Raw genomic sequence first — 15,377 nt, forward strand, 5'->3', positions numbered from 1 at the left:
GGCGTGTATAATCCGGTGTCTGTGACGTCTGCCATGCATGACAGATGCATCACATCAATCACTATGGATCGCGACAAGACATGAGCAGTAAGACAGGCGCCTCCACATCTCCGGACTCCGGAGCCCATACCATGACGATCGAGGAGGTGGCCGCCTATGTCGGGATGTCAGTCCGCAACATCCGTGCCTACAACAGTGCCGGCATGCTGCCACCGATCACCCTGCGCGGCCGCCTGGGCCTGTATGGTTCTGAACACACGGCCCGGCTGGAAGTGATCCGCAGCCTGCGTGAACAAGGCTTTGGCCTGGATCGCATCAAGCAGATCCTGCAGCAGGATGCACGCATGCCCGCCCATGCCGACTCCTGGATCGCAGCCCAGTCCCACATTCTGAACGTGATCGGTACATCGGAAAGTGCGACAGAAACCGTGGCCCCGGAAATCATCGAGCAGGACTGGGACCAGCAGCTGACCCCCGAAGTGGCGCAGAAGCTGCAGCAGTCCGGCATCCTGCGCATACACGCTGATGGCAGTGTCGAACACCTGGCACCCGAGCTGCGTCCGCTCGGCAACCGTCTGGCCAGAATGGGAGTCACCATTGATCAGGGTGCGACCATCCAGAATGAGCTGGTGCATGAGCTGCGTCGTCTGGTACGCACCTATCTGCGCCTGGCCATGCAGGTCACCACGCAGAACCATGGCGAACACACGATCCTGCCCGGCCACATGGACGAGTGGCTACGTGGTACGCCCGAACTGCTGCTGCAGGCGATCAAGGCGCTGCTGCCCACACTGCTGCGCCAGGAAGCGGAAAGCATGGCCAAGCTGATGCAGCGCGGCCTGGAGCCCCAGGACAAGCCACCCACCCCGCGCTGATACACCTCCTGAACTGATCCCTTGCGGATCAGTTCTTGTTGGTGACTACCGTTTTCGGCTTGCGACGCCAGCCGGTCAACAGCACCAGCAGCGTCAGGCCCAGCACCAGCCCCCAGTACCAGAGCGGACTGGCGGCAAAAATGTCGCGCAGTATCCAGGGTTCGTTCGCGATCATCTGGCCTGCCGTGATCGCCATGACCGCAGCCCCGAGCGTGCGCAGCAGTGGCAGCTCGGCCAGCAGGCGCGGAATATGGCGGCTGCCAAACACGATCATCGGCACGGTCAGCAGCAGGCCGATCACCACCAGATCCACCGTGTTGCGTGCCGCCCCGGCCACCGCCAGCACGTTGTCCATGCCCATCAGCGCATCGGCAACGACGACGCTGCGCATGGTGCCCCAGATGCCCTGGGCCGGCGTTTCCGGCAGCATCAGCGCGCGATGGCGTCGCGCCTGGGTGCGCCAGGCAATGCCCAGCAGCACGATGCCGCCTGCGAGCAACAGGCCCGGTGTCTGCAGCAGCCAGAGCAGGCCGACCGTCATCAGCACGCGCATCAGCAGCGCCAGCACGGTACCTGCCGCCAGCGCACCGCCATAGGCACGGCGCGGCAGCTGGCGCGCCGCTTCGGCGATGACCACGGCGCGCTCGCCGGTCAATACCAGATCGATCAGGACAATGGCCAGCAGCGACAGCCACCAGCCGGCAGACAAGGCTTCCATGGGCAGGGATTCCGGTGCGCAGCACCGTCAGGACGATGCCCCATTGTAGGGAAGCTGCGCCGCCCTAGTCCCAGGCCAGTGCAGCACCGCTCTGGTATTCGGTGACACGGGTCTCGAAAAAGTTCTTTTCCTTGCGCAGATTGGCCTGCTCATCCAGCCAGGGCAGCACATTGCTGGCCCCGGGAAACGGCTCGGCGACGCCGGCCTGGCGTGCACGCCGGTTCGCAATAAAGCGGAACTGCTGCATGTGCAGCCCGGCGTTGTAGCCGAGGACCGGATCACGCAGGATGTAGCTGGCATAGGCCTGCTCGGCGGCTTCGGCCTCGTCCCAGAGCTGGCGCAGTGCCTGCGGATCCAGTTCCAGCTGCTCTTCGGCCAGCAGCTCGCGCACCACGCGGATGCCGAAGCCGGCATGCAGCACCTCGTCGCGCATGATGTACTGCAGCTGCTCGGCCGTGCCTTTCATCAGGCCGCGCCGCTGCAGCGCAAAGATCGGCGTGAAACCGTTGTAGAACCAGCAGCCCTCGAACACCACGGCAAAGAAGAAGTACGACAGCGCAAAGGTGTGCAGATTGTCCCGGTCCTTCAGGTCAAAGTCGGACGCCATCACGCTCTCGAGCCGGCGCTGCGCCAAGGCGATCTTGCCGTGGATCTGCGGCACCACGCGGTAGCGGTTGTAAATCTCCTGCTGGTCCAGGCCGATGCTCTCGATGCAGTGCTGGTAGGTCCAGGTATGCAGCGCCTCTTCGTAGACCTGGCGCGCCTGGTAGATCTGCAGCTCGGGCGCAGTCATCTTCTCCATCACGGCCAGGCCGATGTTGCGCATGGCGAGGATGTCGGAGGTGGTCAGGTAAGCCAGCACATTCTCGAAGATGTGGCGCTCGGCTGGCGTCAGGCGGTGGTGGTAGTCATGCACGTCCTGCGCCATGGAGATTTCCAGCGGCGTCCAGTGGTTGTTGTTGGCCATCAGGAAATAGGACCAGGCCCAAGGGTACTTGAACGGTGCCAGCTGGTTGATATCGCCCTGGCCGTTGACGATGCGCTTGTCGCTGGCGCGGGTGGCAGTCACGGCAGCAGCGGGCGCAGCTGCTGCGCTTGTAGCGGGTGCAGGTGCCGCGGTGGCCGGCATGGGCTGGCGTGCAGGGGGGGTCTGGGTCGGCAGTTCCCAGTCATCGAATCGGAAGGCAGTCATCTCGCTGGTCTCGCTCATGTCATCAAGGCTTACTGGCAGGCTTCGCAGCCGGGATCGTCCAGGCTGCACAGGGCCGGACCACCGGTGCTGGCACTGCGGCTGGCGTTATCAGGCACGCTGGTCTTTTCGGCCTGGCTGGCCCCCAGCGTGCGCAGGTAGTAGGTGGTCTTCAGGCCGCGCTGCCAGGCCAGGCGGTACAGCTCGTCCAGCTTGCGACCAGAGGGCTGCGCCAGGTACAGGTTGAGCGATTGCGCCTGGTCGATCCACTTCTGGCGGCGCGCAGCGGCTTCCACCAGCCAGACCGGATCAATCTCGAAGGCGGTGGCGTAACGCTCGCGCACATCCTGCGGCACGCGCTCGATGCGCGCCAGTGCACCATCGAAATACTTCAGGTCATCCACCATCACCTCATCCCACAGGCCGAGCGCCTTCAGGTCCTGCACCAGCGCCGCATTGACCACGGTGAACTCGCCCGACAGATTGGATTTGACGTACAGGTTCTGGTAGGCCGGCTCGATGCTGGCCGAGACGCCGACGATGTTGGAAATGGTGGCAGTAGGCGCAATCGCCACGCAATTGGAGTTGCGCATGCCATGTTGCGCGATGCGCTGTTTCAGCGCCTCCCAGTCCAGCGTGCTGCTACGGTCCACTAGCACCGCTTCGCCGCGGCCGGCCTCCAGCAGCGCGATCGACTCGTGCGGCAGCACGCCCTGCTGCCACAGGCTACCCTGGAAGCTGGAATAGCAGCCGCGCTCGCGCGCCAGTTCGGTCGAGGCCAGATAGGCCTGGTAGCAGACCATTTCCATGCTGCGATCGGCAAAGGCCACGGCCTCGTCCGAGGCATAGGGCAGGCCCAGCGTGTACAGGCAATCGGCAAAGCCCATGATGCCCAGCCCGACCGGGCGATGACGCAGGTTGGCATTGCGCGCCTTGGGCGTGGCGTAGTAGTTGAGATCGATCACGTTGTCGAGCATGCGCATCGCCGTGCGGATGGTGCGCGCCAGCTTGTCCTGGTCCAGCGCGCCATCGCGCAGGTGCGCCGGCAGGTTGACCGAGCCCAGGTTGCAGACCGCGGTTTCGCTGTCGGAGGTGTTGAGCGTGATCTCGGTGCACAGGTTGGACGAGTGCACCACGCCGGCATGCTGCTGCGGCGAGCGCAGGTTGCAGGCATCCTTGAAGGTGATCCAGGGATGGCCGGTCTCGAACAGCATGGTCAGCATCTTGCGCCACAGCTGCTGTGCCGGCAGGCGCTTGAACCGGCGGATCTGGCCGGCATCGGCCTGCGCCTCGTAGGCGATGTAGGCCTCGGCAAAGGCCTGGCCGGTCTTCCCGTGCAGATCGGGCACCTCATCCGGCGAGAACAGCGTCCAGTCGGCACCGGCCTGCATGCGCTGCATGAACAGGTCGGGAATCCAGTTGGCGGTGTTCATGTCGTGCGTGCGGCGGCGCTCGTCGCCGGTGTTCTTGCGCAGGTCGAGGAAGTCCTCGATGTCCAGGTGCCAGGTTTCCAGATAGGCACAGACGGCGCCCTTGCGCTTGCCGCCCTGGTTGACCGCTACGGCGGTGTCGTTCACCACCTTGAGGAAAGGGATCACGCCCTGGCTCTCTCCGTTGGTGCCGCGGATGCGGCTGCCGAGCGCACGCACCGGCGTCCAGTCATTGCCCAGGCCACCGGCAAATTTCTGCAGCAGCGCGTTGTCCCTGATCGAGCCGAAAATGCTGCCGAGGTCATCCTCCACCGTGGTCAGGTAGCACGATGACAGCTGCGGATGGCGCGTGCCGCTGTTGAACAGCGTCGGCGTGGAGCACATGAAGTCGAAGCTGGACAGCAGCTCATAGAACTCGAGCGCACGCACTTCGCGGTCGATCTCGTTGAGCGCCAGACCCATCGCCACGCGCATGAAGAACAGCTGCGGCGTCTCGATGCGGCGACCCTCGATGTGGAGGAAATAGCGGTCGTACAGGGTTTGCAGGCCCAGGTAGCGGAACTGGCCATCGCGCTCGCAGCGCAAGGCTGCTGCCAGCCGCTCCAGGTCGAAATCAGCCAGACGCGGATCCAGCAGCTGCGCATCAATGCCGCGGGCAATGCCTTGTGCAAAGTAGCCTGCCTGGCTTGCTGCGGCATCCTGCGGCAGCACCGCTTCGCCGATCACCTCTGCAATCAGCTGCGCCAACAGCAGGCGCGCCGTGGCAAAGTCGTAATCCGGGTCCTGCTCGATCAGGGTACGTGCGGCCAGGATCAGCGCCTGCTGCACATCAGCCTGCGGGATGCCGTCGTACAGGTTCTGCAGCGCCTGCTCCAGGATGCGCTGCGCCGAAACGCCCTCGCCCAGGCCATGGCAGGCAGCTTCGCACTGCGCCAGCAGCGCGGCGGTATCAAGCGGCTGGCGCTCGCCCTGCACCAGCACATGCAGCAGCGGCACGGCTTCGCTGCCAGCCTGCGCCGCACGTTCGGCAGCGCGGCGTTCGCGGTAGAGCACATAGGCGCGTGCCACATCGTGCTCGCCGGAACGCATCAGCGCCAGTTCGACCTGGTCCTGGATGTTCTCGATGTGTACCGTGCCGCCATCGGGCAGGCGCCGCGTGAGCGAGCGCACCACGGTATCGGTCAGTTGCGCCACCAGGTCACGGATGCGCGAGGAGGCGCTGCCCTGGCTGCCTTCCACCGCCAGAAAGGCCTTGGTCAGCGCCACGGCGATCTTGTCGGGCTGGAAGGCGACCACATCGCCGTTGCGCCGGATCACCTGCATCGCGGCTATGGACAGGGTACGTTGTTCGTTCAGCATGCTCGGGCTCCCGCTGGAAATGCAGGACAGGGCATCCGACGCAGGTCAGCGGCTGCCGGGAACGCGGAACAGGAAGTCAGGCTGGCTGGCATGCCCGGTCTCCGCATCGGCAGGCGCAGACAGGCATCTCCGGCGCGCACGCCGGGCAACAGAAGGCAGCAAGGAATACATGCATGATCGGCCTCATGTCAGGGACACCCCGCCCCAATGGAAAAAAGCTTGGTATCGCGGCAGGTCTTCTGACTCACGGCCTGACGCGTTGACCTGCCTTCCCGGACGCATCCAGTGGCATGAGCGGACAACGCAAACCGATTACAGCTGCGGGGGCAGTTACCGAATTCGGGTGCAAGACCCGGCACGGTATTCCCATTTTCACCCGTTGCGACGCAACGGGAACCGACGATCAGGACAGTCTAGCACAGCAGGCTCAGTGGCAGCTGCCACCACCCGATCGCTTGTGCGGGCATTGGCCGCAGGCGCTGCTGGTACTGCTGCCACAGCCACCAGCCTGGCCACCCAGACGCTCGCGCCAGCGCCCGGGCATCAGTCGCCAGACGGCGTAGAGCGCCGCCAGCACGACAATCACGCCCACGATCAGGTCTTGCCACATGGCGAATCCTCCGGTCAGCCGCCCAGCGCCAGGGCCAGACGGTAGGTGATGTAGCTGGCGGCATAGGCCAGCGCGAACATGTAGGCCAGCATGATCCAGACATGCTTCCAGCCGTGCGTCTCGCGGCGCACCATGGCCAGCGTGGACAGGCACTGCGGCGCAAACACGAACCAGACCAGCAGCGACAGGCCGGTCGCCAGCGACCACTGGCCGGCCAGCAGCGTCTGCAGCTGGGCGCTCACGCCCTCCTCGCTGCCGGACAGGGCATAGACTGTGCCCAGCGCCCCCACCACGACCTCGCGCGCGGCCATGCCCGGCACCAGGGCGATGCTGATCTGCCAGTTGAAGCCGATGGGCGCAAACAGCAGCTCCAGCCCGCGACCGAGCATGCCGGCCAGGCTATATTCGATCGCCGGAGCCGTGGCCCCGGGCGGCGGTGCCGGGTAGCTGGACAGGAACCAGAGCACGATGCTCATCGCCAGGATGATGGTGCCGACTCGACGCAGGAAAATCCAGGCGCGCTCCTGCAGTCCCAGCAGCAGGTTGCGCAGATTCGGCCAGCGGTAGGCCGGCAATTCCATCAGCAGCGGTGAAAAATCCTGCCGGCTGCGCCAGCGCTTGGCGATCCAGGCCACCAGCATGGCCGAGACAATGCCGAACAGGTAGAGCCCGAACAGCACCAGCCCCTGCAGGTTGAACAGGCCCAGCACCTTGCGCGTCGGGATGAAGGCGGCGATCAGCAGCGTGTACACCGGCAGCCGTGCCGAGCAGGTCATCAGCGGGGCAATCATGATGGTGACCAGGCGATCACGCCAGTTGCCGATGGTGCGCGTGGCCATGATGCCGGGCACGGCACAAGCAAAGCTGGACAGCAGCGGGATGAAGGAGCGCCCGGACAGGCCGACCTTGCCCATGAGACGATCGAGCAGGAAGGCGGCACGCGGCAGGTAGCCGGAATCTTCCAGCGCCAGGATAAACAGGAACAGGAACAAGATCTGCGGCAGGAACACCAGCACGCCGCCGGCACCGGCAATCACGCCATCGGCCAGCAGGCTGCGCAAGGCACCGTCCGGCAGGCTGGCATGGATCCAGCTGCCGAGCGCCTCGGTACCGGCCAGGATCAGCTCCATCGGCCAGGCGGCCCAGCTGAACACCGCCTGGAACACCAGGAACAGGATCAGCGCCAGCAGCAGCGGTCCGGTCACCGGGTGCAGCACCACGCGATCCAGCCGGTCGGTCAGCTCCAGCTTGCGCGTGTGCGAGCGCACCGAGATATCCATCAGCCGGCGCACCTCGGCCTGCAGCGCGAGCACGCCATGCGCGCCGGATTCTGCCGCTGCCCTGGCCACAGGAACTGGCGGCAGCGGCTGGTCCAGCGCAGCCAGGATCTCGTGCGCGCCGCCGGCCTGCACGCCTACGGCATACACCACCGGGATGCCGAGTTCACGCGACAAGGCGGCATGGTCGATCTCGATGCCGCTTCGCACCAGCATGTCGGACAGGTTGAGCACCAGCAGCATCGGCAGGCCGAGCTGGCGTGCCTGCAGCACCAGCTGCAGGCTCAGGCGCAGGTTGGTGGCATCGGCGACGCAGATCAGCAGATCGGGCAAGGGCTCATCGCTTTGGCCGGTGACGACATCGCGCGTGACGGCTTCATCAGCCGAGGCGGCGTGCAGGCTGTAGGTACCGGGCAGGTCCAGCACGAACACGCTGCGGCCTTGCGGCGTGAGCGCGATACCCTCCTTGCGCTCCACCGTGACGCCGGCGTAGTTGGCGACTTTCTGGCGGCTGCCGGTGAGCAGGTTGAACAGCGCGGTCTTGCCGCAATTCGGGTTGCCAAGCAGCGCCACGCGCTGCGGCAGCGTAGCCGCTGCGATGCGCTCAGCGGGCATCATCAGCTCCTGCCGCCACGCGGATGCGCTCGGCCTCGTAACGGCGCAGCGCAAAGGTGGTGTGGCCGACACGCACCGCCAGCGGTTCACGGCCCGGCCAGCCGGCGGCGGTGATGCGCACCTGCTCGCCCGGCACGAAACCGATTTCCATCAGGCGCAGCATGAGTTCGTCTTCGCGGCCCTGCGCATCGGGCAGCACGCCGCGCACGGTCGCCCAGCGTCCGGTTGTCAGCTCGGACAGGGGCAGGTCGGGTTCGGGGGAGGAGGACATGGTGGTGTGTCGATTATCAGATGAGAATGATAATCGACAACCGAATTCAAGTCTTGATGCGGATCAAGCCCGTGGCAGCTAAGGCCGATGGATTCAGGCCGGGACGGTGTCGATAAAGCTCTGGCGCTGCTCCAGGCGGGACTGCAGTTCGGCCAGGTTGGCGTGGCGGCTGCGCCAGTCGATCTCGGGGAAGCGCAAATCCAGCCAGCCCAGCGTGCAGCCAACGGCGATATCGGCCAGCGAGAACTGGTTGCCGTAGCAGAACGGGCGATCTCCCAGCAGGCGGCTCATTTCAGCCAGGCCGGCATCGACCTTGAGCAGCTGGTGATCGATCCAGGCCTGGCAGCGCTGTGCCTCGCTGCGGCCGGAGAAGATGTTTTCCAGGCGCGCCAGGATGGCAGCGTCGAGCACGCCATCGGTCAGGGCTTCCCAGCAGCGTACCTGCAGGCGCTCGCGCTCCTCGGAGGGCAGCAGCTTGCAGACCGGGCTGAGCGTGTCCAGGTAATGGCAGATCACGCGCGAATCGTAGACCGCTTCACCCGTCTTGAGCAGCAGCACCGGAATCTTGCGCAACGGGTTGTGCTCCCCGATGGACGTATCGGCCAGCCAGACGTTTTCGAGCTCGAACTCGTAAGGCAGCATTTTTTCGGCCAGCACCACGCGTACCTTGCGTACGTAAGGGCTGGCCAGGGATCCGATGAGTTTCATGTGACAGGACGGCCGACATATGGCCAAGTGAAACGGTGTACTATTCTAGCCCCAGCAGGGAGATGTCGCTTATCCACCACTGGAATTTGACCCCTTCATGCTGCACTGCAACAAAAACAGCCGGACGCCGTAAAATGGACGACATGCAATCACTCGACCTCTCCCCCGTCACCGCGGTATCACCCCTCGATGGGCGTTATGCCGCCAAGCTCCGTCCCCTGCGCTCCAGCATGAGCGAATACGGCTACATGCGCGCCCGCGTGCAGGTGGAAGTGGCCTGGTTCATCGCGCTGAGCGATGCCGGCATGGAACAGTTCAAACCCCTGACGGCCGGTGCACGCAAGTACCTGCTGGATCTGGTGAAGGACTTCTCCGTCGATGACGCACGCGCCATCAAGGACATCGAGAAGACCACCAACCACGACGTGAAGGCGGTCGAGTACTGGATCAAGGGCAAGTTCGATGGCCGCCCCGAGCTGGAAAGCGCCTCCGAATTCGTGCACTTCTCCTGCACCAGCGAAGACATCAACAACACCAGCCACGCGCTGCAACTCAAGGCCTGCCGCGACCAGGTGCTGCTGCCGGGCCTGGACGCGATCTGCAACACCCTGCGCGACATGGCGCAGAAGTTTGCCGAAGTGCCGATGCTGAGCCGCACGCACGGCCAGACCGCCAGCCCGACCACCGTCGGCAAGGAAATCGCCAACGTGCTGGTACGCCTGGACAAGACGCGCCAGGCGATTGCCGCCGTGCCGTTGATGGCCAAGATGAACGGCGCCGTCGGCAACTACAACGCCCACCTGAGCGCCGCCCCGGATATCGACTGGGAAGCCTTCAGCAAGAACGTGGTCGAGACGCCCGAGCCGCTCGGCCTGGGCCTGACTTTCCAGCCCTACAGCATCCAGATCGAGCCGCACGACTACATGGCCGAGCTGTTCGACGCCGTGGCGCGCAGCAACACCATCCTGATCGACTTCTCGCGCGACGTCTGGGGCTACATCAGCTTCGGCTACTTCAAGCAGAAGCTCAAGGAAGGCGAGATCGGCTCCTCCACCATGCCGCACAAGGTCAACCCGATCGACTTCGAGAACGCCGAAGGCAACCTGGGCCTGGCCAACGCCCTGCTGCGCCACCTGAGCGAGAAGCTGCCGATCAGCCGCTGGCAGCGTGACCTGACCGACTCCACCGTGCTGCGCAACATGGGCGTGGCACTGGGCTACGCCATCCTGGCGCACCAGTCGCTGCAGACCGGCCTGGGCAAGCTGCAACTCAATGAAGAACGCCTGGCCGAAGACCTGGACCACGCCTGGGAAGTGCTGGCCGAGCCGATCCAGACCGTGATGCGCCGCTATGGCGTGCAGGGCGCCTACGAGAAGCTCAAGGAAGTCACGCGCGGCAAGACCGTGCAGGCAGCTGACCTGCACCATCTGATCCGCGGCCTGGAGATTCCGGAATCCGAAAAGGAACGCCTGCTGGCGATGACGCCGGGCTCCTACGTGGGCAAGGCCGCCGAGCTGGCCCGCCGCGCCTGATCCCTCTGCGCCGCACGATCAAGCCACCATGCCTTCGGGCTGGTGGCTTTTTTCATGCGCTGGCGGCGTCAGGGCGGCGCAGCAGCAGGTGCTTGATCTGGAAGCCCAGCACCTCTTCGCCACGCTGGTTGATGCCCTTGTACTGCAGGCGCGCAATGCCGCGATCCGGCTTGGAGCGCGAGGGCAGCACTTCCAGTACCTCGATCACGCCGTGCAGCGTGTCGCCCGGGCGCACCGGCGCGTACCAGCGCAGCTCGTCAATGCCGGGCGAGCCGATACTGGAAGTATGGAAGACGCCGGTCTGGATGAACAGGCGGAAGCACAGCAGCAGGCTCTGGAAGCCGCTGGCGATCAGCCCGCCATAGGGCGACTGCGCGGCCGCGTTCAGGTCCAGATGGAAGGGCTGCGGATCGTAGCGCCAGGCAAAGTCGATGATGTCGGCTTCGGTCAGGCTGTAGCCGGCGGTGCGGAAGGTCTGACCGGTCTGCAGGTCGTCGAGGTAGCGGGTGTTGTCCATGGGGTCTCCTGATGTCGTTGTGCCGCCATCTTAAGACTTCCCGCGGTGTGCCGCCTTAGTCGGTGCGTGGCCAGCGCTGCAGTTCCAGCGTATCCAACTGCAGCAGGCTGAAGTGGCCGCGCCCGTCCATCCAGCCGCCGGTATCAAGGTAGTAGCGGTTGCCCAGCACGCGCGCCGCGCCAATCGTGTTGTGGCCGTGCGCCACGGCGCGAATGTTCTCGATCACGCTGGTATCGCCCTGGCGGATGCGCCAGCGTGCCCACAGGCAGGTATGCAGCTCATCGTCGCCAAGCGGACGGTCGCGCAGGTGCTGCCAGTCGTTGTGCGGACATTCGGCGTGCAGCAGGCCGACCGGGCCGTCGGCGGTGTCCACCTCGGCCACGATGGGCAGCTGCTGCAGGCGTTCGGCAATGGCACGGCGCTCGGCCGCAGGCAGCCCGGCGAACCAGCTACCACCATGCAGGCGGTGATCGACCGAGGGAAAGGGATCGCCCAGGCCATCGCGCCAGATCATGAAATCGTGGTTGCCGGAAATGGCGTGGAACCAGGGCTGGTCCAGCCAGTGCAGCACCTGCTGCGAATCCGGCCCGCGGTTCACCAGGTCGCCCAGGGAAAACAGCCGGTCGGTAGCGCGGTCGAAGCCGATGCCGTCCAGCAGCTGCTGCAGCCGGTTGAAACAGCCGTGGATATCGCCCACGGCAAAATCGCGCCCGCGCGTGTTGCGGGCATGCGTGACATAGGAAGAAGTTGGCATGATGCCGCTATCGTAGCGCAGCGGCGTGACGGTCGCATGTTCGCCCGGCGATTACAGCGTGATGCCAAAGCGCGGCAGCAGCCAGACCATCAGCGCATAGGCCAGCGCCGTGGCCACGCTGGACAGCAGCAGTGCCAGCCAGAAATTCCAGCCGGCACGCAGCAGCAGCGGCAGCAGCACGAACAGCAGCAGCGAGGGAATCACCAGCCAGAAGATGCTGCCGGCGGTAGCGGCGATCTGCTCCGTATCGCGTGTATCGAGGTACATCCAGACCATGGCCAGCAGCGATGTCAGCGGCAGCGAAGCCAGCGCCGCGCCCCAGAAGCTGCTGCGCTTGCCCAGTTCGGCAATCGCCACGATGAGGATGGCACTGAGCAGGGTCTTGATGGTCAGGGTCAGCATGGTCAGCTCTCGGCAGAAGACGGCATGGCGTGCTGGCGGCGCTTCAGCAGGCGGCCGAGCCAGTGCTCCAGGTCATCGATCCAGGTGTAGAACGCCGGCACCACCAGCAGGCTCAGCAGCGTGGAAGTAACCAGGCCACCGATCACGGCCACAGCCATCGGCGAGCGGAAGCTTGGGTCGGCGGCACCCATGCCGAGTGCCAGCGGTGTCATGCCGGCACCCATCGCCAGCGTGGTCATGATGATCGGGCGGCTGCGCTTGTGGCAGGCGTCGATCAGCGCATCGAAGCGGCTCATGCCCTCGCGGCGCGCCATGATGGCGTAGTCGACCAGCAGGATCGAGTTCTTGGTGACGATGCCCATCAGCATGATCAGGCCGATCATGGCCGGCATGGTGAGCGCCTTGCCGGCCAGCAGTATGGCGACAAAGGCACCGCCAATCGCCAGCGGCAGCGCCGCCAGGATCGTGATCGGCTGCATGAAATCACGGAACAGCAGCACCAGCACGCCGTAGATGCAGAGCACGCCAATCGTCATGGCAATGCCGAAGCTGTTGAACAGTTCGTTCATTTCCTGCGCGTCGCCGAGTTCGGCCAGGCGCACGCCGGCCGGCAGCTGCTGCATCACCGGCAGCGTGCGCACCTCGGCGTTGAGCTGGCCCAGCGAGCGCGAGCCGAGTTCGATGTCCAAGCGGACGCTGCGTTCACGGTTGGTGCGGTTGATCACCGAGGGGCCGCTTTCCAGCCCCACCTGGGCCACCGCCAGCAGCGGCACCATGCCGTTGCGCGCCGGCACCAGCAGCTGCTCGATATCGGCCACGCGCTGGCGGTATGCGTCCGGCAGCTTGATGCGGATCGGGATCTGGCGCTCGTCCAGGTTCATCTTGGGCAGGTACTGGTCGTAATCGCCGCTGGTGGCAATGCGCACGGTCTGGGCAATGGCGCTGGCGGTGACGCCTAGCTCGGCGGCGCGCGCATGGTCGGGCCGAATGATCAGTTCGGGCTGCACCAGCGAAGCACTGGAGGTAACGCCGCCAATGCCCTGCAGCGTGCGCAACTGGCGCTCCGCTTCCTGCGCCACGCGATCGAGCTGGGCACCGTCATCGCCCAGCAGCACCAGTTCCATCTTGCTGCCCATGTCGCCTGAGCCGACCTGGAAGCGCGCGCCCGGAATCTCGCGCACGATGTCGCGGATGCGGCCCTCGATGGCAATCAGGCTGTCCTTGCGTTCGTTGCGGTGCAGCGTGTTGATGGTGAGCACGGCGCGGTGCACCTGGGCCGCGGCACCGGGCTTGAAGCCGTCACCGGCGCCACCGCCGCCAATGGAGGAATAGATGTTGACGAGCTGATCGCCTTCCTGCTGCTGGATACGCTGGCGCGTCAGCTCGGCCACCTGCAGCGTCTGCTGCAGCGTGCTGCCGGGCGGCAGCTCGATGGTGAGCTGGGTCTGGCCGCGATCGGCATGCGGCATGAAGCCGGTGGGCAGCAGCGGAATCAGCAGCAGCGAGCCGACAAACAGGACCATCGCCGCCAGCATGGTCAGGCCGCGGTGCGTGATGCACCAGCGCACCAGCCGCAGGTAGAAGCGCATTACCGGGCCGTCCTGGGGTGGCTCGGCGTGGCGGCGGCCGGGCTTGAGCAGGTAGGCCGCCATCATCGGCGTCAGCAGCCGCGCCACCACCAGCGAAGCCAGGATCGCCAGTACCGCGGTCCAGCCGAACTGGCGAAAGAACAGGCCGGGAATGCCGCTCATGAAGGCTGTCGGCAGGAACACCGAGACCAGCGCAAAAGTGGTGGCGATCACCGCCATGCCGATTTCGTCGGCGGCTTCAAGTGCGGCCTGGAACGGCGACTTGCCCATCGCCATGTGGCGCTCGATGTTCTCGATCTCGACGATCGCATCGTCGACCAGCACGCCGACCACCAGGGCCAGCGACAGCAGCGTGACCATGTTCAGCGTGTAGCCGAACAGGCTCAGGCCGAAGAAGGTGGGAATGATGGACAAGGGCAGCGCCGTTGCCGCGACCAGCGTGGCACGCCAGTTGCGCAGAAAGGCCCAGACCACCAGCACCGCCAGCACCGCGCCCTCGTACAGCAGCTGCATGCTGCCGTCGAAGTTGTCCTGCACCGGACGCGCATTGTCGACGACGCGGCGGATCTCCAACTCGGGCTGGTCGCGCTGCGCCTGCGCCATCACCGCGGCCATGGCCTGCGCCACTTCCACCTCGCTGGCGCCCTTGGAGCGGAACACTTCCAGGCCGATGGTCTGCTGGCCGTCCACCAGCGCGATGGCGCGCTGCTCGGCCACGGTATCGCGCACCTCGGCCACATCGCCCAGGCGCACGCTGCGGCCCTGCGCCAGCGGGATGCGCAGCTCGGCCAGTTCAGCGGCACTGCGCGCCGCCGACAGCGTGCGCACGGTCTGCTCGCCGGAGCCGACGTCGGTACGGCCGCTGGGCGGATCCTGCTGCACCTGGCTGAGCTGGCGCGAGACATCAGCCGCCGTCACGCCCAGCGCCTGCATGCGATCGGGCTGTAGCAGCAGCTGTACCTCGCGGTGCACGCCGCCAATGCGCTTGACCGCACCCACGCCCTTGACGCCCAGCATGCGCTTGTTGAGCGTATTGTCCACGTACCAGCTGAGCTGCTCCTCGTCCCAGCCGGCACCGGGCTTGAGCCGCACGCTGTAGATCTCGACCACGCGGCCAGAGGTGGACAGCTTGCTCACCACCGGCTCACGGATATCACCCGGCAGGTCGGAACGGATCTGCGACACCGCATCGCGCGTCTCGGTCACGGCATCGGTGATGTTCTTTTCCAGCTCGAACTCGACTACCGTGCTGGAGGTGCCATCAATCACCGTGGTGTAGATGTTCTTGATGCCGGTGAGAGTGGCGACGGTGTTTTCCACCTTGCGCGCCACCTCGGTTTCCAGCTGCGCCGGCGCGGCGCCGGGCTGCGTGATGGTGACGGTCACGATCGGCAGCTGGATGTCCGGAAAATCCTGGATCTTGTTGCTCTTGAAGGCGATCAGGCCAGCCAGGCTCAGCAGGGCAAACAGCAGGATCGCCGGTACCGGGTTGCGGATCGACAGCGCAGAAAAGTTCATGCCGGCTCCCGGG

13 protein-coding genes and 1 riboswitch are annotated in these 15,377 nt (G+C 65.4%); of the genes, 2 read left to right on the forward strand and 11 right to left on the reverse strand.

Going from position 1 to position 15,377, the window contains the following annotated elements; genetic code table 11:
* The first annotated feature begins 131 nt into the window (after positions 1-131).
* Entirely contained in the window at positions 132-875 is a 744-nt protein-coding gene (locus V1261_RS02160) for a MerR family transcriptional regulator (RefSeq protein ID WP_329769775.1), read from the forward strand.
* A 28-nt stretch (positions 876-903) separates the two neighbouring features.
* Here the strand turns inward: V1261_RS02160 and V1261_RS02165 are convergent, their stop codons facing one another.
* From V1261_RS02165 to V1261_RS02195, 7 genes are all read right to left on the reverse strand, one after another.
* Positions 904-1,593 carry a YjbE family putative metal transport protein gene (locus tag V1261_RS02165; RefSeq protein WP_329769776.1) on the reverse strand — a complete coding sequence of 230 codons (690 nt, stop codon included), beginning with the start codon at positions 1,591-1,593 and terminating at the stop codon, positions 904-906.
* A 64-nt stretch (positions 1,594-1,657) separates the two neighbouring features.
* Complete coding sequence (locus V1261_RS02170; RefSeq protein WP_329769777.1) at positions 1,658-2,803, reverse strand: ribonucleotide-diphosphate reductase subunit beta; 1,146 nt, start codon at positions 2,801-2,803, stop codon at positions 1,658-1,660.
* 11 nt (positions 2,804-2,814) lie between these two features.
* On the reverse strand, positions 2,815-5,571 hold the full coding sequence (locus tag V1261_RS02175) for a ribonucleoside-diphosphate reductase subunit alpha (protein WP_329769778.1): 2,757 nt from the start codon (positions 5,569-5,571) through the stop codon (positions 2,815-2,817).
* A 212-nt stretch (positions 5,572-5,783) separates the two neighbouring features.
* A riboswitch (cobalamin riboswitch) is annotated at positions 5,784-5,988 on the reverse strand.
* A gap of 10 nt (positions 5,989-5,998) precedes the next feature.
* Positions 5,999-6,181, reverse strand: coding sequence for a hypothetical protein (locus V1261_RS02180; RefSeq protein ID WP_329769779.1), 183 nt, complete (start codon positions 6,179-6,181; stop codon positions 5,999-6,001).
* A 14-nt stretch (positions 6,182-6,195) separates the two neighbouring features.
* A complete protein-coding gene (feoB, locus tag V1261_RS02185) occupies positions 6,196-8,073 on the reverse strand; it encodes a ferrous iron transport protein B (protein ID WP_329769826.1) in 1,878 nt (625 codons plus the stop codon).
* The gene (locus V1261_RS02190; RefSeq protein ID WP_329769780.1) at positions 8,063-8,344 is read right to left on the reverse strand and encodes a FeoA family protein; all 282 of its coding nucleotides are present in this window, start codon (positions 8,342-8,344) and stop codon (positions 8,063-8,065) included. The genes feoB and V1261_RS02190 overlap by 11 nt, the downstream gene beginning before the upstream one ends.
* A 93-nt stretch (positions 8,345-8,437) precedes the next feature.
* Positions 8,438-9,052: a glutathione S-transferase family protein gene (locus V1261_RS02195; protein ID WP_329769781.1), complete on the reverse strand. Its 615-nt coding sequence runs from the start codon at positions 9,050-9,052 to the stop codon at positions 8,438-8,440.
* Positions 9,053-9,186: 134 nt separating this feature from the next.
* On the opposite strand from V1261_RS02195, the gene purB reads away from it, so the two are divergent.
* A complete protein-coding gene (purB, locus tag V1261_RS02200) occupies positions 9,187-10,584 on the forward strand; it encodes an adenylosuccinate lyase (protein WP_329769782.1) in 1,398 nt (465 codons plus the stop codon).
* Positions 10,585-10,636: 52 nt separating this feature from the next.
* On the opposite strand, the gene V1261_RS02205 is transcribed toward purB, so the two are convergent.
* Genes V1261_RS02205 through V1261_RS02220 form a run of 4 tightly spaced genes read right to left on the reverse strand, consistent with a single transcriptional unit; the run spans position 10,637 to position 15,364 of the window.
* Positions 10,637-11,101 carry a MaoC family dehydratase gene (locus V1261_RS02205; RefSeq protein WP_329769783.1) on the reverse strand — a complete coding sequence of 155 codons (465 nt, stop codon included), beginning with the start codon at positions 11,099-11,101 and terminating at the stop codon, positions 10,637-10,639.
* A gap of 55 nt (positions 11,102-11,156) precedes the next feature.
* Entirely contained in the window at positions 11,157-11,855 is a 699-nt protein-coding gene (locus V1261_RS02210; RefSeq protein WP_329769784.1) for a metallophosphoesterase, read from the reverse strand.
* Positions 11,856-11,906: 51 nt separating this feature from the next.
* Positions 11,907-12,257: a DUF3147 family protein gene (locus V1261_RS02215; RefSeq protein WP_329769785.1), complete on the reverse strand. Its 351-nt coding sequence runs from the start codon at positions 12,255-12,257 to the stop codon at positions 11,907-11,909.
* Between the two features lie 2 nt (positions 12,258-12,259).
* Positions 12,260-15,364 (reverse strand): efflux RND transporter permease subunit, encoded by a 3,105-nt coding sequence (locus V1261_RS02220; protein WP_329769786.1) that lies wholly within the window; start codon positions 15,362-15,364, stop codon positions 12,260-12,262.
* Positions 15,365-15,377 lie beyond the last annotated feature (13 nt).

The organism is Brachymonas sp. J145, from assembly GCF_036312245.1.
GTDB lineage: Bacteria > Pseudomonadota > Gammaproteobacteria > Burkholderiales > Burkholderiaceae_C > Brachymonas > Brachymonas wangyanguii.